This is a genomic window from Gillisia lutea, from assembly GCF_021568705.1.
In the GTDB taxonomy this organism is placed as follows: domain Bacteria; phylum Bacteroidota; class Bacteroidia; order Flavobacteriales; family Flavobacteriaceae; genus Gillisia; species Gillisia lutea.
The window spans coordinates 194,416-216,756 of sequence record NZ_JAKGTH010000010.1; the positions used below are offsets into that span (position 1 = coordinate 194,416).

General features: G+C 36.1%; 23 protein-coding genes. 10 read left to right on the forward strand and 13 right to left on the reverse strand.

Annotated features, from left to right (window positions below; translation table 11 throughout):
• On the reverse strand, nt 1-1,184 hold a 1,184-nt coding region (locus tag L1I30_RS11925; RefSeq protein ID WP_236134520.1), incomplete at its 3' end, for a PKD-like domain-containing protein.
• Between the two features lie 180 nt (nt 1,185-1,364).
• Nucleotides 1,365-2,993 carry an L-glutamate gamma-semialdehyde dehydrogenase gene (gene pruA, locus L1I30_RS11930; protein WP_236134521.1) on the reverse strand — a complete coding sequence of 543 codons (1,629 nt, stop codon included), beginning with the start codon at nt 2,991-2,993 and terminating at the stop codon, nt 1,365-1,367.
• A gap of 142 nt (nt 2,994-3,135) precedes the next feature.
• On the opposite strand from pruA, the gene L1I30_RS11935 reads away from it, so the two are divergent.
• The gene (locus L1I30_RS11935; protein ID WP_236134522.1) at nt 3,136-3,849 is read left to right on the forward strand and encodes an NRDE family protein; all 714 of its coding nucleotides are present in this window, start codon (nt 3,136-3,138) and stop codon (nt 3,847-3,849) included.
• 18 nt (nt 3,850-3,867) lie between these two features.
• Here the strand turns inward: L1I30_RS11935 and apaG are convergent, their stop codons facing one another.
• The 3 genes from apaG to L1I30_RS11950 are packed head-to-tail and all read right to left on the reverse strand — an operon-like array spanning nt 3,868 to nt 6,615.
• The gene (gene apaG, locus L1I30_RS11940) at nt 3,868-4,254 is read right to left on the reverse strand and encodes a Co2+/Mg2+ efflux facilitator ApaG/CorD (protein WP_236134523.1); all 387 of its coding nucleotides are present in this window, start codon (nt 4,252-4,254) and stop codon (nt 3,868-3,870) included.
• 4 nt (nt 4,255-4,258) lie between these two features.
• Nucleotides 4,259-5,371, reverse strand: a complete 1,113-nt coding sequence (locus L1I30_RS11945; RefSeq protein ID WP_236134524.1) for a DUF3667 domain-containing protein — start codon at nt 5,369-5,371, stop codon at nt 4,259-4,261.
• Nucleotides 5,368-6,615, reverse strand: a complete 1,248-nt coding sequence (locus L1I30_RS11950) for a type IX secretion system plug protein (RefSeq protein ID WP_236134525.1) — start codon at nt 6,613-6,615, stop codon at nt 5,368-5,370. The genes L1I30_RS11945 and L1I30_RS11950 overlap by 4 nt, the downstream gene beginning before the upstream one ends.
• A 167-nt stretch (nt 6,616-6,782) precedes the next feature.
• On the opposite strand from L1I30_RS11950, the gene L1I30_RS11955 reads away from it, so the two are divergent.
• The 8 genes from L1I30_RS11955 (at nt 6,783) to L1I30_RS11990 (ending at nt 14,252) form a co-directional block, all read left to right on the forward strand.
• Nucleotides 6,783-8,123: a Na(+)-translocating NADH-quinone reductase subunit A gene (locus tag L1I30_RS11955; protein ID WP_236134526.1), complete on the forward strand. Its 1,341-nt coding sequence runs from the start codon at nt 6,783-6,785 to the stop codon at nt 8,121-8,123.
• A gap of 11 nt (nt 8,124-8,134) precedes the next feature.
• Nucleotides 8,135-9,316, forward strand: a complete 1,182-nt coding sequence (locus L1I30_RS11960) for an NADH:ubiquinone reductase (Na(+)-transporting) subunit B (RefSeq protein ID WP_236134527.1) — start codon at nt 8,135-8,137, stop codon at nt 9,314-9,316.
• A gap of 2 nt (nt 9,317-9,318) precedes the next feature.
• Nucleotides 9,319-10,062 (forward strand): Na(+)-translocating NADH-quinone reductase subunit C, encoded by a 744-nt coding sequence (locus L1I30_RS11965; protein WP_236134528.1) that lies wholly within the window; start codon nt 9,319-9,321, stop codon nt 10,060-10,062.
• Nucleotides 10,063-10,064: 2 nt separating this feature from the next.
• On the forward strand, nt 10,065-10,811 hold the full coding sequence (locus L1I30_RS11970; RefSeq protein ID WP_236134529.1) for an NADH:ubiquinone reductase (Na(+)-transporting) subunit D: 747 nt from the start codon (nt 10,065-10,067) through the stop codon (nt 10,809-10,811).
• A 20-nt stretch (nt 10,812-10,831) separates the two neighbouring features.
• Nucleotides 10,832-11,446: an NADH:ubiquinone reductase (Na(+)-transporting) subunit E gene (gene nqrE, locus L1I30_RS11975; RefSeq protein WP_236134530.1), complete on the forward strand. Its 615-nt coding sequence runs from the start codon at nt 10,832-10,834 to the stop codon at nt 11,444-11,446.
• Between the two features lie 15 nt (nt 11,447-11,461).
• Complete coding sequence (gene nqrF / locus L1I30_RS11980; RefSeq protein WP_236134531.1) at nt 11,462-12,751, forward strand: NADH:ubiquinone reductase (Na(+)-transporting) subunit F; 1,290 nt, start codon at nt 11,462-11,464, stop codon at nt 12,749-12,751.
• A gap of 135 nt (nt 12,752-12,886) precedes the next feature.
• Nucleotides 12,887-13,246: a DUF8840 domain-containing protein gene (locus L1I30_RS11985; protein ID WP_236134532.1), complete on the forward strand. Its 360-nt coding sequence runs from the start codon at nt 12,887-12,889 to the stop codon at nt 13,244-13,246.
• Nucleotides 13,224-14,252 (forward strand): FAD:protein FMN transferase, encoded by a 1,029-nt coding sequence (locus L1I30_RS11990; protein ID WP_236134533.1) that lies wholly within the window; start codon nt 13,224-13,226, stop codon nt 14,250-14,252. The genes L1I30_RS11985 and L1I30_RS11990 overlap by 23 nt, the downstream gene beginning before the upstream one ends.
• Nucleotides 14,253-14,257: 5 nt before the next feature.
• Here the strand turns inward: L1I30_RS11990 and L1I30_RS11995 are convergent, their stop codons facing one another.
• The 6 genes from L1I30_RS11995 to gpmI form a co-directional block, all read right to left on the reverse strand.
• Nucleotides 14,258-15,025 (reverse strand): class I SAM-dependent methyltransferase, encoded by a 768-nt coding sequence (locus tag L1I30_RS11995; RefSeq protein ID WP_236134534.1) that lies wholly within the window; start codon nt 15,023-15,025, stop codon nt 14,258-14,260.
• Nucleotides 15,022-15,585, reverse strand: a complete 564-nt coding sequence (locus tag L1I30_RS12000; protein ID WP_236134535.1) for an HNH endonuclease — start codon at nt 15,583-15,585, stop codon at nt 15,022-15,024. Before L1I30_RS12000 ends, L1I30_RS11995 begins: the two co-directional genes overlap by 4 nt.
• Nucleotides 15,578-16,393, reverse strand: coding sequence for a type I methionyl aminopeptidase (map, locus tag L1I30_RS12005; protein WP_236134536.1), 816 nt, complete (start codon nt 16,391-16,393; stop codon nt 15,578-15,580). The genes L1I30_RS12000 and map overlap by 8 nt, the downstream gene beginning before the upstream one ends.
• Nucleotides 16,390-16,821 (reverse strand): BT0820 family HAD-type phosphatase, encoded by a 432-nt coding sequence (locus tag L1I30_RS12010; RefSeq protein WP_236134537.1) that lies wholly within the window; start codon nt 16,819-16,821, stop codon nt 16,390-16,392. The genes map and L1I30_RS12010 overlap by 4 nt, the downstream gene beginning before the upstream one ends.
• A 70-nt stretch (nt 16,822-16,891) precedes the next feature.
• A complete protein-coding gene (locus L1I30_RS12015; RefSeq protein WP_236134538.1) occupies nt 16,892-17,449 on the reverse strand; it encodes a TlpA family protein disulfide reductase in 558 nt (185 codons plus the stop codon).
• A 13-nt stretch (nt 17,450-17,462) separates the two neighbouring features.
• Nucleotides 17,463-18,980 (reverse strand): 2,3-bisphosphoglycerate-independent phosphoglycerate mutase, encoded by a 1,518-nt coding sequence (gene gpmI, locus L1I30_RS12020; protein WP_236134539.1) that lies wholly within the window; start codon nt 18,978-18,980, stop codon nt 17,463-17,465.
• A gap of 493 nt (nt 18,981-19,473) precedes the next feature.
• Between gpmI and L1I30_RS12025 the strand changes: the two genes are divergently transcribed.
• Nucleotides 19,474-20,214 (forward strand): murein L,D-transpeptidase catalytic domain family protein, encoded by a 741-nt coding sequence (locus tag L1I30_RS12025; RefSeq protein WP_236134540.1) that lies wholly within the window; start codon nt 19,474-19,476, stop codon nt 20,212-20,214.
• On the opposite strand, the gene L1I30_RS12030 is transcribed toward L1I30_RS12025, so the two are convergent.
• A complete protein-coding gene (locus L1I30_RS12030; RefSeq protein WP_236134541.1) occupies nt 20,211-21,881 on the reverse strand; it encodes a L,D-transpeptidase family protein in 1,671 nt (556 codons plus the stop codon). The genes L1I30_RS12025 and L1I30_RS12030 overlap by 4 nt on opposite strands.
• Nucleotides 21,882-22,337, reverse strand: a complete 456-nt coding sequence (locus L1I30_RS12035) for a GNAT family N-acetyltransferase (RefSeq protein ID WP_236134542.1) — start codon at nt 22,335-22,337, stop codon at nt 21,882-21,884.
• Between the last annotated feature and the right edge of the window lie 4 nt (nt 22,338-22,341).

Here is a 22,341-nt window from a genome sequence, read left to right on the forward strand (position 1 = left end):
TTAGTCCAGCTATAAGTGGTTCCTGCTACTGCACTTCCCGAAAGATTGATTTGTGAAATAGTTTCTCCATTACAAACCACAATATCGTCAGGCTTGGTAACTGTAGGAGTTGGATTTACGGTAATTTTAAATGTCTTTACATCCCCATTACAGCTAGTTGCTGAAGGAGTTACACTAATGGTTGCTGTTACAGGGCTGCTGGAGGTGTTCGTGGCAGTGAAAGAACTAATATTTCCTGTACTGCTTGCTGCAAGTCCAATAGAAGTTTTGTCGTTAGTCCAGCTATAAGTGGTTCCTGCTACTGCACTTCCCGAAAGATTGATTTGTGGAATTGATTCTCCATTACAAACTATGATATCAGTAGGTTGGTTGACTGACGGTTTTGGGTTAACTACAATATTGAAACTTTTAGCAGTTCCTGTACAATTATTTGCTGTAGGGGTAACAGTTATTTTAGCAGTAATAGGGGTATTGGTGTTATTTACAGGGCTAAAGCCTGCAATGTTCCCAGTTCCATTTGCGGCTAGACCTATAGAGGTTCTATTATTGGTCCAGGCATATGTCGTTCCCGTGGTGCTCGAGCTAAAATTTATTTGGGCTATAGGATTATTGGTACAAGTGGTAATATTGCTAATTGCACTTAATCCAGGCAGAGGTTTAACTTTTACTGAAATTGTGTAATTAGAACTGGTTTCACTAGCTGTTGAAACTGTAAGGGTGGCTGAATAGGTTCCTGTTGCAGCGCCGGCCGGAACTGTAAGCTGTATCGGACTAGATGGTAAATTTATATTGTTTACATCTGCAAAACCTTGACCCTCTGCTGAGGAATTATAGTTTATACTGTATTTAGTTGGGTTGCCGGTAGTATTGCTATAGGTTAAATCCGCAGTTGTCACGCCTTTACAAACTTCAGGATTGGTGCCTAAAGTTATGGTGGGTGGTGCTACCGCTTTCGAAGTTGATATTACTGATTCAGAAATAACCAAGGATAAGTTTTTTCCTTCATGGTTTCTTTCCTCAAAATTATTCGGATCGATATTAGCCGCTGAAAAAATCTCATGTAAACCCTCACTATTTGAAAGTTCTTCAAAGTGGCTGTTAGATTTTAAAAAAGGGTAAACAATAAAACCTAATATAGTAAAAATGAAAATAATAGATTTTATCGTAGGAGTAGTTTTCCCCATACGGTAAATTTTAAAACAAAATTAAGGATATAATCTGACAAGCAGCAGTTTATGTACGGTTTTTTTCGATGTACGGTTTTCCTATTCTTGTAATTAAAAGTGCAAAACTGTTATTTTGAAAAAAAAATAGCCGCTTTAAGAATGCTTAAAACGGCTTATTATAAAATATTGTAAATTTTCTTATTCTCCCATGAATGGGTATCTGTAATCTGTTGGGGTAACAAAAGTCTCTTTAATAAGTCTCGGTGAGATCCATCTTAACAAATTAAGTTTTGAACCTGCCTTATCATTCGTTCCACTGGCTCTAGCACCTCCAAAAGGTTGCTGTCCAACAACAGCTCCTGTTGGTTTATCGTTAATGTAGAAGTTTCCGGCTGCATTTTGTAGTGCTTTGGTCGCTTGAGCAGCCGCATATCTATCTCCGGAAAGTACAGCGCCTGTTAGTGCGTAGATACTTGTTTCGTCAACTAGCTTAAGAGTTTCTTCCCAATTTTCATCTTCATAGACAAAAATGGTAATTACCGGTCCAAACAATTCGGTGTGCATGGTAGTGTAATTAGGGTCGGTAGTTACAATAACAGTTGGTTCAATGAAATAACCTTTAGATTTATCGTAGTTTCCACCTGCTATAATTTCCGTGCTTTTATCTTTCTTAGCTGCATCTATATATTTAGCTAATTTATCGAAAGAACCTTCATGAATAACTGCTGTAATAAAGTTGGTCATATCCTCTGGAGAGCCCATTTTGAAGGAGTTGATATCTTCTAGTAAGCTGTCTTTCACACTTGGCCATAAACTTGAAGGGATGTAAGCTCTAGAAGCAGCACTACATTTTTGACCTTGAAATTCAAAAGCGCCTCGAGCTATTGCTGTAGCTACCTGTTTTGGGTTTGCCGTAGCATGGGCTAATATGAAATCTTTTCCTCCTGTTTCTCCAACAATGCGAGGGTAGGTTTTGTAGTTGTGAATATTATTTCCAATTTTTGCCCAGATGTCTTTAAATACTGTGGTGCTTCCTGTAAAATGGATTCCAGCAAAATCCGGACTTGCTAAAATAGTATCGGTAATCATTACCGGGTCTCCCATCACCATATTAATTACTCCGTCTGGCACACCAGCTTCTTTAAATACCTCCATAATAACCTGTGCAGAGAAAACCTGACTGTCACTTGGTTTCCAGATAACAGTATTTCCCATTAAAGCAGCACTTGCAGGCAAGTTTCCTGCAATAGCAGTAAAGTTGAAAGGAGTAATAGCATATACAAAACCTTCTAAAGGGCGGTATTCTACTCTATTCCATGCAGCTGAAGTAGAATTAGGTTGCTCGTTATAAATTTGAGACATGTACTCAACATTGAATCTCAAAAAATCGATCAATTCACATGCTGAGTCAATCTCAGCCTGATAAATGGTTTTAGATTGTGCTATCATAGTAGCAGCATTAATTCTGGCTCTGTATGGCCCGGCAATAAGATCGGCAGCTTTTAAAAATACTGCAGCTCTTTGTTCCCATTCCATGTCAGCCCATTTTGTACGTGCCTCAAGAGCAGTAGCTATCGCCTTTTCAACATGTTGCTTTTCGGCTTTATGATAGTTCCCTAAATTGTGTTGATGATCGTGAGGAGGATGCATACTTGCAGTGTCTCCGGTCTTGATCTCTTCAGATCCAATATATAATGGCACCTCCATTTTGGAGTTGAATAAATCTTTGTAAGTAAGTAATACTTCTTCTCTTTCTGGTGTTCCAGGAGCATATGATTTAATTGGTTCATTCTCAGCTTTCGGAACGTGAAAAAATCCTTTTCCCATAATTATTTCGATGTTTTTTACTAATTCTTTATAATGAGGTAAAGGTAAAAAAAATTAACCGATTCTCTCTTAGGTTTGAGGTTGCTTCTGGAGATGATAAAATTATTTGTAAGTTGCATTTATACTAATTTATCAGGTCGATATGTGTACAGTAACACTTAGTTTTGATACAACTTCAAAAAAGGCTTTTGTTCTGACTTCTAACCGAGATGAAGCACGAGGCAGGATTTCATCTCCTCCCGAATTTCATCTACAAGAAGGGGTGAAACTTCTCTATCCAAAAGATATAGCTGCAGGAGGAACCTGGATTGGTGTAAGTGAGCTTAACAGAATGGTGTGCCTGTTAAATGGTGGTTTTCATGCTCATAAACGGGAAAAGGAATATAGGAAGAGTAGGGGTGTTGTGGTGAAGGATTTTTTAACAGCCCTTAATATGGAAACAGTTGTTGAAAAATATGATCTAAATAATATAGAACCTTTTACTATGATCACCGGGGACTGGAAAAATGAACTTCAGTGCATGGAGTTGGTTTGGGATGGAAGGAGCAGACACGTAAAACACTTAGATCTAACAACACACCTGTGGTCTTCATCACCTCTTTATGATGCCAAAATGAAAGAGCAACGTGAGGCTTGGTTTGTTGATTTTCAAAGAAAATATTCTTTAAAGGCAGATAAACTGTGGGAATTTCATCATTCTGCAGGGATAGGTGACCCAGCTATCGATCTTATAATGGATAGAGGATTTGTAAAAACTCAAAGTATTACCCAAATAATAAATACCGAAACTTATACAAAAATGAGGTATGAAGATCTTCGAGATATGAAGATAACAGAAACGCGATTTGCGCTATAATTATAAATTGTTCAGTTTTTAATTCAATGCGAATGGAGCGCTTAGTTTAAAAGTAGGAATTGAGACTTTAAATTTTTTAGTAGATGTGAAATTGATCATATTGAAGTAGCCGCTCATCGAGCCAAAAGGTGCGGTTAGTAGGCATCCACTATTGTAGGTGTGTGATTCTCCGGGTTTTAAAACGGGTTTTTTTCCAATAACGCCTTCGCCTTGAACAATTTCAGTATTATTGAGCGCATCTTTTATTCTCCAAAATCTTGAGGTTAGTTGCACAGAGTCTTTACTCTGGTTTTCAATTGTAATTCGGTAACCAAAAGCAAAATGGATCTTGTAGTTCTTATAGAACGTGCCCTCGAAGTTGGTTTCGACTGAAATTTTAATCCCGCTTGTTACCTGTTGTACCATGTTTTTAAAAAATTGCGAATGACGCAAAAAGAGAAATTATTATTGCTATTCCAGCTAAAATAATAAATAATCCATTTATAATCACAAATTTAACAATGGTTTTAGATCTTCCCTGCTCATAAAAATTCCGCATCGCCTTATATAGATAGAAGAGAAATATTAGAAAAATGATGATCGGTGAAATAATATCCACAATAATTAAATTGATAAGTAAGCTAATTACCAAAAAAATAAAGAAAACACTTTGTATATGAAATGTGAATACCAAGTGTTCCATATAGCTGAATGGTTTTCTGAAATAAAGCAGCCAGAGGAAAAGTGTGAAAAACGGTAGGTAAAAAAAGATGATTAAGGGCATTTTACCTAAAATGTAGTTGATGAATAAACCGGGGTTTTTCAAGAAATTGTTACCGTCTACAGTTTTTTTGTACATCCATAAATTCATCTTTGTAGAGGGATGTTTTAACTGCTCGAGTGCTCTTTTTGAATTATATATTTCGGTCTCTTTATGGAATTGATTATAAAGTTTTATTCTTTTCAAATTACCGTCCCAGTAAGGCATGCTGTCTAAAGCTTTCGCTGAAAAATAGATGTCATGATAACTTGTTTTCTTTTCCTCGATATTTGCTAAGGAGTCTAACTTGATTGTATTGATACCCGGAATCGATACTAATTCCTGATTAACTTGTTCAATTTCGCTTTCTGAAAGACTTTCTAATTTCGTAGAGGTGTCAGTTTCGTCAAAACCATCAAGGTCATTGTAGTTATTGGAAAAACTGAAGAGAATGAAATAGATGATAGAAATGCTTAAATAGAACCGGAAAGGGTTAACGTATTGCGTTCGTTTTCCCTGGATGTAATCTTTAGAGATCTTCCCGGGGCGGAAAAGTATGGTGGAAAGGGATTTTCTAATCCTTGAATCGTAAGCGAAGAACCCGGAGAGGAATTCATTTAAAAAATCTTTGAAAGATAATTGTTTAGTACTATTAAGCTGTCCGCAGTAAGCACAGTATCTGTCGCTAATATCCAAAGGATGCTTGCAATTAAGGCATTCTACCCCTCTGTATTTAGTAAGGGATCTTGTTTTTTCTTGTCGATTAAAGATGTTTATTTTCAATTGGTAATATTAATAGAGGAAGCCTCTCCAAAACCTATTATTTGGTCGTATCTGGCTCCCAGGTCTCTGTAATATATTAAAACTTGATATTTATTCTCGGTCTTATCAAAATTGCCACTAATAAAGCCTTCATTCAACGTCCCGTCTTTTTTTACCAGTACATAACTATAGTTGTAAAAACCTTGTTTTAATAGCATTGCGTTTTCATACAATCCTGTATGCGTGTTATAGGTCATTAGGGTGGTATCGTTAATTTCAAAATTATTGAAAGCCCCGTATAAATGAAGTTGCCCTCCATTTAACGGATCGAAATTTTGAAGAGTGAAATGTGTCCAAATATACTCGGATTCTATAGCTGAATTTTCTCCTTGTAAGGTTCTTACAATAAATTGGCCGTTAATATCTGGATTGTATCTGTAGGGTTCAGTATCTCGAGAAGTGTCTGTAAATAGGTAGTGATGATATAGGTCTAGTAATTCAATTCGACTTATATTAATGGTAGGAGCGCGTACATCTTTACTGTCAAATTGTAAATATTCATTCCCGGCCCAAAAGGAAGTTTCCTTGTCATATTTGAATATCAGTTCATTTCCAATGGTATATTGAGGTGGGACTTGGGAAATGGCCGTTTTGAGATTGTTGTTTTTCAGAATAAGAGTCTTAACCGTAGTGGCAGGATTCTTTAAAAGGAGCTCAGGGGAGTTTACGGTAAAGTTCACTACCTGTTTTTTGTTTATAAATGATAAATCTCTGGATCTTTTAATTGTAACGGCTACTTGAGCTATTGGCTGGTAGACCATGAATTTTCGAGAAAAAATGATTTCTTTAGCAGTGTTGAATACTTTGAGTAAATAATTTCCACTTACTTTAAATCCTTTTGTATCCTTATTTGGAAAGCTTAATTTATAATGGGTATACGCCTGAAGCGTGTTGTAAGAATTCTCAAAATCAGTAATACGCACTTCATCAAATCCGTCCAGGTATTCCGATTTATTTAATTGGGAAGGAGTCCAGTCAAAATTAAAATGCTCAATTGTGTAATAATAATCGGCTTCATCTCCAATAATATCATCAAATTCCAGTAGTAAGCTTTCTTCAATGCGAATAATAGGATTTCCTGATACTTTAGCGTCCCCCTGAAAAGTGATGCTGCGTATAAAGTTTGGGGGAGGAGTTTCTTGTTGTTGCTGACTAAATACACTAGTGGAACAGAGCACAACAGCCAAAATAGTAAGGATTCTCATTTAATTAAAAATTATTTTACAAAGGTTTACAAAATCCATTCCCATAATTTTAATTGTTACCTGAATAAGAGTGCAGCCTAAAAATATGCGAAAACTTTGGGAGTTGTAGGGTTAAAATTAGTAAATTTGCACACTTAAAAAAATAATTTTAATATACACTCCATCCTATGTCAAAAGACATTCGAATTAAAAGAGGATTAACTCTACGATTAAAAGGGGAGGCCGAAAAACAAGTTGTTGAAGCCCCGAGGTCTAAGACCTATGCGATCAAACCCCCTGATTTTCACTCTGTGGTTCCTAAAATGGTTGTTAAAGAAGGCGCAAGAATACTGGCCGGAGACGAACTGTTCTTTTCAAAATACACTGAAGAGATAAGATTTACTTCTCCTGTTAGTGGAACGCTTCTAGAGATTAAACGCGGTGATAAGCGTAGAATCTTGGAGGTTATTATTGAAGCCGACCCAACAATTTCATATAAGGATTTTGGAAAAATGAATGCTGCTACTTCGAGCGCAGAAGCTGTTAAAAACAGGGTTCTGGAAAGTGGTTGTGGAGCATTTATTATGCAAAGGCCATACGATATAGTAGCAGATCCAAAAGATACTCCTAAGTCAATTTTTGTTTCAGTGGTAAGTACGGCTCCTTTGGCTGCAGATCTTGGATTTGCATTAAAAGATAAGGTAGCGGCTTTTCAGGAAGGTATTTATGCACTTCAAAAATTAACTCCAGGAAAAGTTCATGTTTCTTTAGATGAAAGTTCTTCTTATTTGAAGGATGTTAAAGGAGCGGAAATTCATATGGTAAGCGGTCCGCATCCTGCAGGAAATGTGGGGGTTCAAATTCACAAGATCGATCCCGTTAATATGGGGGAGCGTGTTTGGACAGTTGGCGCTGAAGATGTAGCAATAATTGGAAATGTATTTTTAACCGGGCAGTTTCATGCAGAGCGAACCATTGCGGTAGCTGGAAGCGAAGCTAAAGAGCAGAAATATTACCGAATTCAAATTGGTGCGAATTCATCTGATTTAGTTGGTCAGGTATCTGATGAGGTAAGACTTATTTCCGGAGATGTATTAACTGGAGATAAACTTTCAAATAACCAATATATCGGTTTCTACCATAATACATTAACCTTGATCCCTGAAGGGAATAAGTACAGGATGTTTGGTTGGTTGCCTTTTACTTATAATAACATTCATTCAAATTCTAAAACTTCTCTTTCTTGGTTGTTTCCAAAGAAAAAGTATGAGCTTAACACCAATTTAAATGGGGAAGAACGTGCTTTGGTGGTAACTGGGGAGATGGAAGAGGTTTTGCCTATGGATATTTACCCAATGCAGCTTATTAAAGCCTGTATTTCAGGAGATATCGAAAAAATGGAAAATTTAGGGATCTACGAAGTTGCTCCTGAAGATTTTGCGTTGATAGATTACGTGAACACCTCTAAAATAGAAGCTCAGGAGATTATACGTCTTGGATTGGATTTAATGATTACTGAAGTAGGTTAAAAAGTTTAATTATGGAATGGATAAGACAAAAATTAGATAAATTCAAAGAGCCCTTTAATAAGGGTAATAAACTTGAAAAGTACGCTCCTGCTATCAATGCATTAGATACTTTTCTTTATACTCCAAATCATACAACTCAAAAAGGTGCCCACGTTAGAGATGCGGTAGATTTAAAGAGAACGATGATTACTGTGGTATTGGCATTAGTTCCAGCTCTTATTTTCGGGATGTGGAATGGAGGATATCAATACCTTTCTCAAATTCAAACCGAAGTAACGTTTTGGGAAGCTTTTGGGCATGGAGCACTAAAAATACTTCCTATGATTGCCGTTTCTTACGGAGTTGGATTAGGAATTGAATTTGCCTTTGCAATTTTTAGAGGGCACGAGGTAAATGAAGGATACTTGGTAACAGGACTTTTAATTCCTATGATCATGCCAATCGATATTCCTTTATGGATGGTTGCACTTTCGGTAGTATTTGCTGTAGTTATTGGGAAAGAAGCATTTGGAGGTACAGGAATGAATATTCTGAACCCCGCCTTAACGGCAAGAGCTTTTGCATTCTTCGCATACCCTACTTACATGTCTGGAAACCAGGTGTGGGTTAGTGAAGCGAGTAAAGTTGATGGTGTGTCTGGAGAGACTATTTTAGGTTCGTTAGCTGCTGGAAATCCTGTAGACTATAGCGCTATGGATATGTTCTCAGGTATAATTCCAGGTTCATTTGCTGAAACTTCCACCATATGTATTTTAGCTGGGGCCTTGTTATTGGTGCTCACTAAAGTTGGTAGCTGGAGAATTATTCTAAGTGCATTTATAGGAGCTTCCATAATGGCATTAATATTCAATGCGCTTCCATCTATGGGTATTGAAGGGAATGAGCTTACCAATTTCCCCTGGTACCAGCATCTAATTATTGGTGGACTTTCTTTTGGAATCGTATTTATGGCTACCGATCCTGTTTCTGCGGCTCAAACTATGAAAGGGAAATGGATCTACGGGTTTTTAATAGGTTTCTTTGCCGTGATGATTCGGGTGTTCAACCCGGCATATCCTGAAGGGATCATGTTGGCTATCTTATTGATGAACGTGTTTGCCCCGGTAATTGACCACTATGTAATTGATGGGAACATCAAAAGAAGAAAGAAAAGAGTATCCAGTGCAACCGCTCAAATTAAAACAGCAGTATAGTTATGGAAGAGAAATCAGTAAATAAAACTAACAGTAACGGGTATACCTTTATGTTTGCTGTTATTTTAGTAGTAGTTGTGGCTAGTGTTCTGGCTTTTACAGCAACTTCTTTACAGCCTTTGCAAAATGAGAATGTGCGTCAGGAAAAGATGCAAAATATTCTTGCAACCATTGGTGTGGAATCCGACAGAGAAGGAGCTGAGGCTCTTTACAACAAATATATCACCGAAACTATTGCTTTGAAAGAAGATGGTAGTGTAGACGAAAATACAGATGCTTTTAAAGTAGATCTTGCAAAAGAACTTAAGAAGGATGTGAACGAACAAATTTATCCTTTATATATAGCAGATGTAGATGGTGAAAAATACTACATTATACCGCTTCAAGGAAAAGGGCTTTGGGACGCGATCTGGGGGTATATATCTCTTAAAGATGATGTAAATACTATTAAAGGTGCCGTGTTTGATCACAAAGGTGAAACTCCTGGACTAGGAGCAGAGATCACTCAAACTTGGTTTAGAGAGCGCTTTGGAGATGAAAAGATCTTTGACGGTAATGGAAACCTTATTGGGGTATCTGTAGTAAAAGGAAATGTTGGCCCAAGCAATAAAGACGATAATAAAGTAGATGCTATTTCTGGAGCAACAATTACCGGGAATGGGGTTTCTGATATGATCTCTGAAAGGTTGCAACATTACCTTCCGTATTTTAAAAAGCAACAAGATATTAAAGTAGCAATTCAGTAATTATGGCTAAAGATAAAAATCTTACTTCCGAAGAAAAGGAAGCAAAAAAGAAAGAGATGATCTTGTTCTTGTCTAATTCAGAAGAGAAAGAGCATTTTTTATCAAAGAATAACAGAAAGTTATTGTCTGACCCGTTAAACGATAATAACCCTATTACCGTTCAGGTATTAGGTATATGTTCGGCGCTTGCAATTACAGTTCAATTAGAACCGGCAATTGTAATGGCATTGGCAGTAACTGCAGTACTTGCATTTTCAAACATGATAGTTTCTTTAATTAGGAATTTAATTCCTAACAGGATTCGTATTATCGTGCAGCTTGTAATTGTTGCTTCTTTGGTAATTTTAGTAGACCAGATTTTAAAGGCTTACGCATATGATGTGAGTAAGCAACTTTCAGTATTTGTTGGTCTTATTATTACTAACTGTATTGTGATGGGGCGTTTAGAAGCTTTTGCCTTGGGTAACGGGGTTTATAAATCTTTTCTTGATGGAATTGGTAATGCGGCAGGATACGGTGTGATATTAGTAATAGTAGCTTTCTTTAGAGAGCTATTAGGTTCAGGTAAACTGTTCGGATTTGAAGTGTTAGGTCACAAAGCTGCAGTAGCTGCAGAATCTACCGGATTATATGCTTACGGATATGAGAATAATGGTTTAATGCTATTATCTCCTATGGCTCTTATTGTAGTGGGAATTATCATCTGGGTTCAAAGAGCTAGAAACCGTAAATTAATTGAACAAAACTAACAGCATTAAAACACTATAAAATGGATTATATAAATTTATTTGTTAGAAGTATTTTCATAGAAAATATGATTTTTGCCTACTTCTTAGGGATGTGTTCCTATTTAGCGGTGTCAAAAACAGTAAAGACAGCTGTTGGTTTAGGAGCTGCGGTAATTTTCGTACTTGCCATTACAGTACCAATCAACTTTTTGTTAGACCAGTATTTATTAAAACCCGGAGCTTTACAATGGTTAAGCCCAGAATATGTAGATATAGATCTTAGTTTCTTGAGCTTTATCATGTTTATTGCAGTTATTGCATCTATGGTACAGTTGGTAGAAATGGTAGTGGAGAAGTTTGCTCCTGCGCTTTACGGTGCTTTAGGGATTTTCTTGCCACTTATCGCTGTAAACTGTGCTATTCTTGGAGGATCATTGTTCATGCAACAAAAGAGCTTTAGTGCAGTTTCTGAAGCTGTAACTTATGGTCTTGGAAGTGGTATTGGTTGGTTTTTAGCAATTATAGCTATAGCAGCAATTAGAGAGAAGATTACCTATTCAAACGTGCCTGCTCCTTTAAAAGGATTAGGTATTACCTTTATTATTACCGGGTTAATGGCGATAGGATTCATGAGTTTTATGGGAATTAAATTATAATAAAAACAGAAAATAATGGCAGTTATTATAGCGAGTGTAATTGTATTCTTAGTATTAATCTTATTGCTGGTTTCCATATTATTAGGAGCCAAATCTAAATTAGTTCCTTCGGGTCCTGTTACCATAAATGTGAACGGAGAGAAAGATCTTGAAGTTGGTTCAGGTGGAACATTACTTTCAACTTTAGGTGAAAATAAATTATTCCTGCCTTCTGCCTGTGGTGGAGGTGGAACTTGTATTCAGTGTAAGTGTATTGTAGCTGAAGGGGGAGGAACTATTCTTCCTACTGAAGAGCCACATTTCACTAGAAAGGAGATCGCTCAGGGTTGGAGATTAGGATGTCAGGTTAAGGTAAAACAGGACATGAAGATCCAAATTCCTGAAGAAGTGTTCGGAATTAAAAAATGGGAAGCAACCGTTGTTAGAAATTATAACGTAGCATCTTTCATTAAGGAATTTGTTGTTGAAATTCCTGAAGATATGGATTACAAAGCAGGGGGGTATATTCAAATTGAAATCCCTCCGTGTGAAGTGAAATTCAGTGATATGGATATCACAGCTCACCCAGATGAACACCCTGGAGAGCCAGATAAATTCAAAGAAGAATGGGATAAGTTCAAACTTTGGCCATTACAAATGAAAAATTCTGAAACCGTAGAACGTGCATACTCTATGGCTTCCTACCCAGCTGAGGGACGTGAAATCATGTTGAATGTACGTGTTGCAACACCACCTTTTGATAGAGCTAAAAATGGTTGGATGGATGTAAACCCTGGAATTGCTTCTTCTTATATCTTCTCAAGAAAGAAAGGTGATAAAGTAGTTATTTCCGGACCTTATGGTGAATTCTTTATCAACGAAAGTGAAGCAGAAATGCTTTATGTTGGTGGGGGAGCAGGGATGGCACCAATGCGTTCTCACTTGTACCACTTATTCAGAACACTTAAAACCGGTAGAAAAGTTAGCTATTGGTATGGAGGTAGATCTAAAAGAGAATTATTCTATACTGAGCACTTTAGAGCTTTAGAAAGAGATTTCCCTAACTTCAAGTTTTACCTAGCACTTTCAGAACCTATGGATGTAGATAACTGGAAAGTTAAAGATGGAATTGAAGGAGAAGGTGACGGATTTGTAGGATTTATTCACCAGGTTGTAATTGATAACTATTTACAGTATCATGATAGTCCTGAAGATATAGAATTCTACTTCTGTGGACCACCGCTAATGAATAAGGCTGTGGAAAAAATGACAGATGATTTTGGAGTTCCACCAGAAAATGTACGTTTCGACGACTTTGGAGGATAATAATTCCGGATAACTATATCAAAAAAGGTCAGCTTTATAGCTGACCTTTTTTATTTTTTATTAGATTCTAGCAGCAACGTATTTTTTCGTGTTTTAATTCTTAATCAGTTTAGTAATCCGTAATTTTGTATAGCTATGAAAAAGGAACTTACAGAACAGGAATTGCATAATCTTGCCATGAATATTGTCGGTAAAGATTTAGAAGATAAAGGCTTTGAGTTTTTAGGTGTGAATAGTCAATTAAAGAGAAACCCACAATTTGTGGCTCTAAAAGAAAAGAAGCTTCATTTCGTGATTGTAAGGGCGGTAACTTACCCTAATAACCCCAAACTGTTCAATAAAACATTTATGGAGAGCATGAAAGATCATGCGTTGAAACATGATGCAAGAACTTATTACGCGGGGGTTGGGCTTGCAAATTCTACAAATTATGAAGATCCTGTATTAGAGCAGGAAGATTATATTGTCAATTATGATGGCTTACAAGAAATTTAAAAAATACGCTGCACTAGTTTTAGTGGTATTAGGGTTTATTAGTTGCAAAGAGCGAGGCTTTCTTGAGCAGGTGTATGTTGGGAGCGCTTTAGGTACAAGTTATCAGGTGAAATTATTTAGTAATAAAGAATTGGAGATTGATAAAGGCTTAGATTCTATTTTTACCGTAATAAATAACTCTATGAGCACATATCAGGAAGATTCTGATATTTCAAGGATCAATAAGGGCGATACTACTGTTGTGATTGATGATAATTTCAAAGAGGTTTTCATTGCCTCAAGGAAAATTTATGATGAAAGTAAGGGTTATTTTGACCCTACAGTTGGTAGTTTGGTAAATGCCTATGGTTTTGGGCCCGATCATACTAAAGATAGCTTAAATGCTGTTGAAATTGATTCTATGTTACAGTATGTTGGTCTTAATAAACTCACACTTACCTCCCAAAACAGAATAAAAAAGCAAGCCCCCGAGATTTATCTTGATTTCAATGCTATTGCCAAAGGGTACACGATAGATGTGATAGCTAAGTATCTGGACAAGAATAAAATTGATAATTATCTAATTGAATTAGGTGGAGAGCTGGTTGCTAAAGGAGAAAATATAGGGAATCAGCAAGCATGGATAGTGGCTATTGATGACCCCTTGCAAGAAGAAGGTAGTCGTACCTTTCAGGCAACGTTAAAGTTGGAGAATAGAGCTATGGCGACTTCAGGAAACTATAGAAAATTTAGAATAGAACCAAAGTCTGGTCAACGTTTTGTGCACACTATTAGTCCAATAACGGGCCGTTCGCAAAAGAGTAATCTGTTAAGTGCTTCAGTACTTGCCAAAAATTGTGCATTAGCTGATGGCTATGCAACTGCTTTTATGGCAATGGGGATGGAGAAATCTTTAGAAATGCTTAAAGATTTAAAGGATGTAGATGTTTATTTTATTTATTCTGAAGGAAGTGATGATGTGAAAATTTATACTTCTGATGGATTTCAAAAGGTATTGGTCGAATAATACCTCTACTTGGTACAAACCGGAATGATTTCATCGCTAGATATGCGGTATCGGTCTATCTCAGTTGATGAAAGTACTGAAGCATAATTTATCTCTTGTACCTTAAATCCTATACCTCTTAATGTTTCAAAGTAATCCCTTCCATACACCCGTACATGATCGTACTGACCAAATATTCTTGCCCTCTCTTCTTTGGAGGTGATAGAATTATCCTCAAAGGTCTTTTCTCGATTAAGGTCTTGGGGTATTTGTAAAATTGCCGTTCCTCCAGGTCTTAAAACCCTGTATAATTCCTTCATGGCTTTAATGTCATCAGGGATATGTTCGAGCACATGATTACAAAGAATGAAATCATATGTATTATCTTCAAATGGTAAATTGCAGATATCCGCTTTTACATCAGCTAAAGGTGAATTTAGATCAGTAGTCGTGTAGTCAAGATTTTTTAGCTTTCTGAAGCGCTTATAAAAGGCCTGTTCAGGTGCGAAATGTAATACTTTAAGCTTGTTAGTGAAGAAAGTGGTTTCATTCTTCAGATAAAGCCATAGTAGTCGATGGCGTTCCAGGGAAAGAGTAGAAGGTGAGAGTACATTTTCCCGCTGTACCACATACCCATATGGTAAAAATTTTCGAAAACTTTTACCATCAATAGGGTCCTGGTAGTTGTTTCCTCTTAAGGCAATACTTAAAAAAGGTCTTGCCAAATAACTCAATTTTATTAGAAGCGGTCTTGGAATCGAATTTAAGACAATTTTAAATGCTCGTTGGATCATACTTCTATATCACCCCAGTTCTCACCAGACTTAATACGGTATAGTTGCATTTCAGAAACACCAAATTGCTTTGCGAGTACTCGAATTCGGGTTTTTCGGTTCGGGTCTAAAAGTTTCTTCTTTAAGATCACCGCCTGAGCATAGCTTAGCTTCGAATAGGAGGTAACCTTTCTTAATTTGCGCTTCAGCTTATTCTCTTTAACATTGGGGTTGTCGAATTGATGAGCTGTCCACTCTTCTTTTGTTACCCATGCTAGGTTCGAAACCTCATTATCGTGCTTCTTATAATTTTTGTGAATAACGTATTTATCCCCCTCTTTCTTTTCCAAGAAAATTTCGGCAATAACCCTGTGAAAATAGTAATTCTTCTTTTTCCCGTTCTTTAGGTTCACTACAAAGGATAAATAACCAGCTGTTCTTCCTCCGTTAAGCAGTTCGCCTTCCGGATTTTTCACAAAGCTAATTACTCTTCCATAATTGGATATTTTATAGACAAATCGGTCTTGCCAAATATCCTTATGGTAGGTTTCCCATCGCTCTTGTCTGAAATTTTTAATCATATGCTTTAGACCTGAATTTATCTTCTTCGGTACTGGTTACTCCTAACGCATCATAAATATATTTGAAGGTTGATAGTAGTTCCGGTTTACCGTCTATAATTGCAACATCATGCTCAAAATGTGCACTGGGTTTATTATCTGCGGTTAGAATTGTCCAACCGTCTTTTAATTGTTTTATACGTTTTGTTCCTTGATTGATCATTGGCTCAATGGCTACAACCATTCCTTCAACAAACTTTTTACCTCTTCCTCGTTGGCCGTAATTAGGCATTTCGGGGTCTTCATGCATGGTTTTTCCTAATCCATGCCCCACCAATTCACGTACTACACCATATCCATGGTCTTCACAATATTTTTGAATAGCATAGCCTACGTCACCAACGCGATTTCCTACTCTTAATTGCTCAATTCCTACATAAAGAGATTCTTTGGTAACCTTTAAAAGTTTACTGGTCTCTTCAGAAATTTCTCCAATTGGAAAGGTGTATGCATGATCGCCATAAAAACCTTCTTTAATTGCGCCGCAATCTATCGATATAATATCGCCTTCTTGCAACGGGGTGCTATTTGGTATTCCATGAACAACTTGAGCATTCGGGCTCATACAAAGGGTATTAGGGAAATCATATAATCCCAGGAATCCAGGTATAGCACCTTGTTCCCTTATGTATTCTTCTGCTAATTTATCAAGTTGTAAGGTTGTAACTCCGGGTTTGATTTCTGATGCTAACATTCCTAATGTTCTGGAAACAACCAGAGCGCTTTCACGCATTAGCTCAATTTCTTCCCTGGATTTTGTTATAATCATATTTTGGATTTAAAAAAGCTCAATAAGCCTTTTCGTGATTTCTTATTTTTATATTTAATAGATTTTGATTTATTTCCTGAAATTCGACTTAAATGCTGGTAAATTTCTCCCCAGCCCATAAGTCCTCCAATATTCCTGTCATCTATAAAAAAATCTGCCTGTATTTTCCTGCTTATGGATTCATCGAAATTTTCCTCAGGGTAACTTTTATTCACCGAATAGAAAAAAACCCCATTTTTATTACAAAATTTGACCGCTTCCTGTAGCTGACTACCCGATCGATAGGTCCATAAAATTAGCAAATGCCCTTCTTTTTGTAATTGTTGAAGGGTTTCTAATGCAAACAGAATTGGTTTTCCTATTTCTGGATATCTATTTTCTACGATAGTTCCATCAAAATCTACAGCAATAGTCAATACATTCAGCATAGCTGCAAAATTAAGAAGAAAATTTCTTAGAAACTACTATGTTAAATAGATTGATGTTTCTGTTACGTAATTACTTAGCGTAAGAATTACTGTATTCTTCTCCCGAAACAATTTTAGCAATATCTGCCTCAATACTTTCTTGCGGATATTCTACAAATCGGTTCACTTCTTTGCCATTCTTCAAAAATATAAAGGTAGGAACTCTATTTAACGCATATTCTGTTTCTATTTTCTCAGGGGTGCTCTTTCTTCTGTCAACCCCATAAATAATTAAATTTGAAAGATCATAACCTGCATCATCCAATATTTTGAAAAGTTTAGGCGTTTCTCTTCTACTATCCGGGCACCAGGTTCCCATAAAAGCAACTATTTTGTAATCTCCAATATTTTTTTTAATGGTTTTCATGGCTTCTGCGGAAGGCGTAAAACCTTCATAACCGCTATTGAACCATGAAGCAAAAGGTTCCTGTTGCAGGTCTTCCTTTTTGAATTCTCCTACAAGCATTCCCTGTTGTAGTGTTGTAGTACTAACAACTTCTTCTTTCACAACCTGAGCGGTGTCTTGAGAGGTTCCATTAGTATTTCCGCAAGATGTTATTAATGCAAGTAAAAGTATATATAAACTCATTTTCATAAATTAATTAAATTAAAGGTTCTTGGGTCATTAGTTCTGGTTTCGTAATACCCATAAGTTTTAAGATAGTCGGAGCAACGTCTCCCAGCTTACCATCTTTTATAGATTTTATATCTTTATCTACCAAGATTAATGGAACCGGATTGGTAGTATGAGAAGTATTAGGAGAGCCGTCTGGATTTATCATCACCTCGCTATTTCCGTGATCGGCTATAACAAGAACACTGTAATCATTGTCAATTGCTGCGTTCACTACATCTTTCATACAGTCATCTACTACCTCACAGGCTTTAATAGCTGCTTCCATTACTCCAGTGTGCCCGACCATATCCGGATTTGCGAAATTTAAACAGATGAAATCAGGCTTTCCCGAGTTGATCTCAGGAATAATTTTATCTCTAATTTCGTAAGCGCTCATCTCCGGTTTAAGATCGTAGGTTGCCACCTTCGGGGAATTACACATAATTCTCTTTTCCCCTTTAAAAGGTTTTTCCCTTCCGCCTGAAAAGAAAAAGGTTACGTGAGGGTATTTTTCGGTCTCAGCAATTCTAATCTGGGTCTTCCCCATATATTCCAGGACTTCTCCCAGGGTGGTTTTTATATTCTCCTTCTTGAAAACCACATTTATATTGGTGAATTCATCATCATACTTTGTAAGAGTAACAAAATATAAAGGCATCTTTTTCATTCCGTATTCCGGCATGTCTTCCTGAGAAAGTACTCTTGTAAGTTGTCTTCCCCGATCTGTTCTAAAATTGAAGAAAATTACAACTTCATCATCTTTTAATGTGGCAACAGGTTTTCCTGCAGCATCGGTAAGTACAATAGGTTCTAAGAATTCATCAGTAACATTATTGTTGTAGCTATCTTGAATACTTTGTGCAGCATTTTGAGAAGGTTTCCCTTTTCCAGACACTATAAGGTCATAAGCTTTTTGAACTCGTTCCCATCGATTATCTCTGTCCATTGCAAAATATCGGCCTATAACTGAGGCTAATTTCCCCCCGGTTTCGGCTAAATGAGCTTCAATTTCTTCAATAAAACCTTTTCCCGATTTAGGGTCGACATCCCGGCCATCTGTAAAAGCGTGTACATATTTTTCTTTCACACCAAATTCCTCGGCTGCATTCAAAAGTCCTTTTAAGTGATTAATATGGGAGTGAACTCCACCATCACTTAAAAGCCCCATAAAGTGTATGGGTTTATTATGAAGTTTCGCATAATCGAAAGCCTGTTCTAAAGCAGGTTCTTTAATAAGGCTATTATTTTCTACTGCCAGGTTAATCTTGGCAAGATCTTGATAGACTACTCTTCCTGCTCCCAAATTCATGTGTCCAACCTCACTATTTCCCATTTGTCCTTCAGGTAACCCAACATTCATTCCATGCGTAAGCAATTGTGCATGAGGATAAGTATGTATTAAGGAATCAAAATATGGTGTTTTGGCTTTGGCTACCGCAGATATATTTTCATCTAAAGTAATACCCCAGCCATCTAATATCATTAGAATAACTTTTTTATTCATTACAATAATTTAAGTGTGGTGTAAATATATAAACTAATTTTTGTAGGGATTAATGCCACCTACTAATGTTTTACTAAAATTCAAAATAATTGGTTTTTCCCTTCTATAATTTTGAAGTTGAGACTTAAAATGATTCAAGAGAGGGTTTTAGAATTATAGAAAACATTCATCAAGAACAATTGAAACTGAACAACCTTAATATAAAGGATTTTAAATTTATAAGTTTCAAATGTTAAAATTTAATGCTACTAATTTACAACAGTATCTTAAAATAATATTCGAAATGTGAAGAAATAAAATAAAATTATTTGCGTTGTCTTAATGGAAGTGCCAGTTTGTTACCATTGTAAGTGCTTGATTTTTAATTATAATATTAATTGAATTCATTTAAAAGTGAAAAGTTGTTCAAGTTTTTTTATTATAATTTAAAATTTGTAAGTTGGCACGTTGTTTGGAATATTTTAACAAATAGTAATTTATTATCCCCAATTTTATGACGCATAAAATCTTGACTGTAATAGCTTTTTTAACCGGATCAATAGCGTTTACAACCACAGAAGGCCATAACATATCAGAAATAACCTCTACGCCAGAGGTTGAAATCTCAAAAAAACTAAATACAAAACTTACACTTGAAGAGGAAATTACTCAGTTGTACGATGTTTTTGTGGAAAAAAATACCAATGTTCCCGATTTACAGAGTTTTAAAAATGGGATGATTGGATATTATAAACTCTCAGAAGAGAATCTGGTAAATAAAAAGATTCTTACCATAATTGATTTTAGCCTTTCCTCAACTAAAAAGAGAATGTGGGTTATGGATATGACAACTAACAAAGTATTATATAATACAGTAGTTGCTCATGGTAAGAATACCGGAGGAGAATTTGCTACTAAGTTTTCTAATAAAGTGAATTCTTTACAAAGCTCTTTAGGTTTTTATGTAACTGGTGAAACTTATTATGGTAAAAACGGACTTTCCATGTTTATTGACGGTATGGAAAAAGAGTTTAATTCTAAAGCAAGAGAAAGATATGTGGTTGTACACGGCGCAAATTACGCAAATCCATCATTTATTAATAAAATTGGTCGATTAGGCAGGAGTTATGGGTGTCCTGCAGTACCAACTGCTCTTACAGCTGAAATTATTGATTTAATAAAAGATAAATCGGTATTATATATACATTCTGCCGATAAAAGTTATGCTGAAAACTCGAAGATGATTAGAGTTTAAGACGCTTTCCGTAATTCTTCAAATATTTTAGTGTCGTAACCATAGATGTCATTTGCAAATACGGTAACCCCGGATTCTTGCCATGCTGTCCAATAAAGTTGATATATAGATACTTTTTGACGCATTTCTATTTGTTGAGTTCTCCCTTTTTTTAGAATTTCGTTTATTCTATCAGGGGTCATGTCGTCTTGATCACTAAGCAGATGTTGCGCCAAAACCAAAGCATTTTCAACCCTTATACACCCTGAACTTAAAGCACGAGAATTTCTGTTGAACAGGTCTTTTGAAGGAGTATCATGCAAATATGTATAATGTTTATTTGGGTAAATGATTTTTACTACTCCTAAAGGGTTTGTAGGTCCTGGGCCTTGTCTATAGGTATATGTTCTTATTGCGCTGTGAGTCCAGTCAATTTTAAAAGGATCTAATTTTTCTCCACTAGAGTTATAAACATCTATTTTCTTATTTAATAAATAAGACGCATTTCTTCTCGCCTGAGGAATCACATCATTATTTTTAATGGTAGGAGGGATATGCCAACTAGGATTAAAGACAATATATTCAATCTCATCTTTATAAATAGGCGTTTTTCTACTTGGTTTCCCAACTATAGTTTTATTGGTGGATATAACCTTGCCATTTTGAATTACTTGAAGTTGAAAATTAGCAATATTTAAAAGAAGGTAATGGTCTCCCAAATACCTCGGGTACCATCTCCATCGCTCTAAATTAGCTTGAATTTGCTGAAATCTTTTATCTGGCCCGGTGTTTAGCATCGCAATGGTGCTGTTACCAATAATACCATCTACCAATAGCTTCTTGTCGTGCTGAAACTTTTTAATTGCGGCTAATATTTCTTCTGAATACTTATTGCTCATAGGATCGATGTTTTTCAGATATCCTAAATACATCAATCGAAACTGTATACTAGGAATGCGTGTATCATTCATTTCCGGTCGAATGATTTTCCCCTCTATAATATCTTTAAACCCTTTAAATTCTTCACTTAGCTTTTTATACTCTTTTGAAGCTTTTATTAACTGATTATAGATGGGATGATTTGGTCTAAGTGATCTTAGGGCTATTTCAATATTCTGATCTTCAGCTGCGCTTTCTAGTAGTTTGGTTAGGTTAGCAGTGTTTCGAGGTAAGTCCCAGATTTCATGAGATTTAAGAGGGTTTGTTTTACCGTTTAACAGATGTTTCCCAAATTTGAAATAAGCATCGGTCAAAAGAACATCGAGCTTATTGATGCTTTCAGTATCTGGTTTTTCTAAAGTTGAGAGGGTATTCAATTGATCGCCATGATAATCCTTGAAATTAAGCCCTTGGGCCTCTGCTTGTTTTAAAGTATCTATAAATGAGTTTTTGAACTCAATATTATTCCACACCGGTTTATTTTTCCTGTTGATGTAAAAGGCAGTTACCGAATCGTTCTCAAATAGTTTTAATGTGTCGGAAGTAGATAGTATTTCAGATATCTTTTTAGAGGAAGCAATTGCTTTTTGATACGTTGCCAGTGCCGGAGAATTAGTAGTTTTTCCAGAGTGTTCTTGGCAACTATAAAAAAGCAATAGTAAGCCTAAAAGAATTAGATTCTTTTTTATGGAAGTATTATGTAGCGGTATGAATAAAAAGGTATTCATAATACATGTATGAGTGGGCATTTAAAGCCTTTTATACATGACTATGTGCGGGCATACACCGGGGATATCGAATTTTTCCCCTATCGTAATATAGCCATGTTTTTCATAAAATGCGGTGGCGTGTTCTCTCGCATTAAACCATAACAATAAGTTGGTATCAGCATTATTAGATTTTAATACCAACTCTCCATGTTTTAAGAGGGCAGACCCATCACCTTTTCCCTGATATCCCGGAAGAATGGCCATTCCCCTTAATTGATATTGGGTATTGTGAGAAAACAAAGGGTTGCAAATTTTCATAAAACTAGCAACCCCTATTAGTTCATCACTTTCATACAGTCCTAAATGAAATGTATCCTCATCTTTGTCACCCCTAAAGATGCACTCGTTTATCGGTTTACCGGGCCTTAGTACTTCTTGCCTAATCTTGTAAGTTTGAGTTTCGCTTACTAATTTAATAGTACGAGTGCTTGCCATAATA

Excerpts from the sequence above, each read along its gene's own strand:
- L1I30_RS12015 (WP_236134538.1), bottom strand. The coding sequence starts at position 17,449 with ATGAGTTTATATATACTTTTACTTGCATTAATAACATCTTGCGGAAAT.
- L1I30_RS11950 (WP_236134525.1), bottom strand. The coding sequence starts at position 6,615 with ATGAGAATCCTTACTATTTTGGCTGTTGTGCTCTGTTCCACTAGTGTA.
- L1I30_RS11985 (WP_236134532.1), top strand. The coding sequence starts at position 12,887 with ATGAAAAAGGAACTTACAGAACAGGAATTGCATAATCTTGCCATGAAT.
- L1I30_RS12025 (WP_236134540.1), top strand. The coding sequence starts at position 19,474 with ATGACGCATAAAATCTTGACTGTAATAGCTTTTTTAACCGGATCAATA.
- L1I30_RS11970 (WP_236134529.1), top strand. The coding sequence starts at position 10,065 with ATGGCTAAAGATAAAAATCTTACTTCCGAAGAAAAGGAAGCAAAAAAG.
- map (WP_236134536.1), bottom strand. The coding sequence starts at position 16,393 with ATGATTATAACAAAATCCAGGGAAGAAATTGAGCTAATGCGTGAAAGC.
- L1I30_RS11990 (WP_236134533.1), top strand. The coding sequence starts at position 13,224 with ATGATGGCTTACAAGAAATTTAAAAAATACGCTGCACTAGTTTTAGTG.
- L1I30_RS11955 (WP_236134526.1), top strand. The coding sequence starts at position 6,783 with ATGTCAAAAGACATTCGAATTAAAAGAGGATTAACTCTACGATTAAAA.
- L1I30_RS11960 (WP_236134527.1), top strand. The coding sequence starts at position 8,135 with ATGGAATGGATAAGACAAAAATTAGATAAATTCAAAGAGCCCTTTAAT.
- L1I30_RS12030 (WP_236134541.1), bottom strand. The coding sequence starts at position 21,881 with ATGCCCACTCATACATGTATTATGAATACCTTTTTATTCATACCGCTA.
- L1I30_RS11965 (WP_236134528.1), top strand. The coding sequence starts at position 9,319 with ATGGAAGAGAAATCAGTAAATAAAACTAACAGTAACGGGTATACCTTT.
- apaG (WP_236134523.1), bottom strand. The coding sequence starts at position 4,254 with ATGGTACAACAGGTAACAAGCGGGATTAAAATTTCAGTCGAAACCAAC.
- nqrE (WP_236134530.1), top strand. The coding sequence starts at position 10,832 with ATGGATTATATAAATTTATTTGTTAGAAGTATTTTCATAGAAAATATG.
- gpmI (WP_236134539.1), bottom strand. The coding sequence starts at position 18,980 with ATGAATAAAAAAGTTATTCTAATGATATTAGATGGCTGGGGTATTACT.
- L1I30_RS12035 (WP_236134542.1), bottom strand. The coding sequence starts at position 22,337 with ATGGCAAGCACTCGTACTATTAAATTAGTAAGCGAAACTCAAACTTAC.
- L1I30_RS11995 (WP_236134534.1), bottom strand. The coding sequence starts at position 15,025 with ATGATCCAACGAGCATTTAAAATTGTCTTAAATTCGATTCCAAGACCG.
- L1I30_RS12010 (WP_236134537.1), bottom strand. The coding sequence starts at position 16,821 with ATGCTGAATGTATTGACTATTGCTGTAGATTTTGATGGAACTATCGTA.
- L1I30_RS11935 (WP_236134522.1), top strand. The coding sequence starts at position 3,136 with ATGTGTACAGTAACACTTAGTTTTGATACAACTTCAAAAAAGGCTTTT.
- nqrF (WP_236134531.1), top strand. The coding sequence starts at position 11,462 with ATGGCAGTTATTATAGCGAGTGTAATTGTATTCTTAGTATTAATCTTA.
- L1I30_RS12000 (WP_236134535.1), bottom strand. The coding sequence starts at position 15,585 with ATGATTAAAAATTTCAGACAAGAGCGATGGGAAACCTACCATAAGGAT.
- pruA (WP_236134521.1), bottom strand. The coding sequence starts at position 2,993 with ATGGGAAAAGGATTTTTTCACGTTCCGAAAGCTGAGAATGAACCAATT.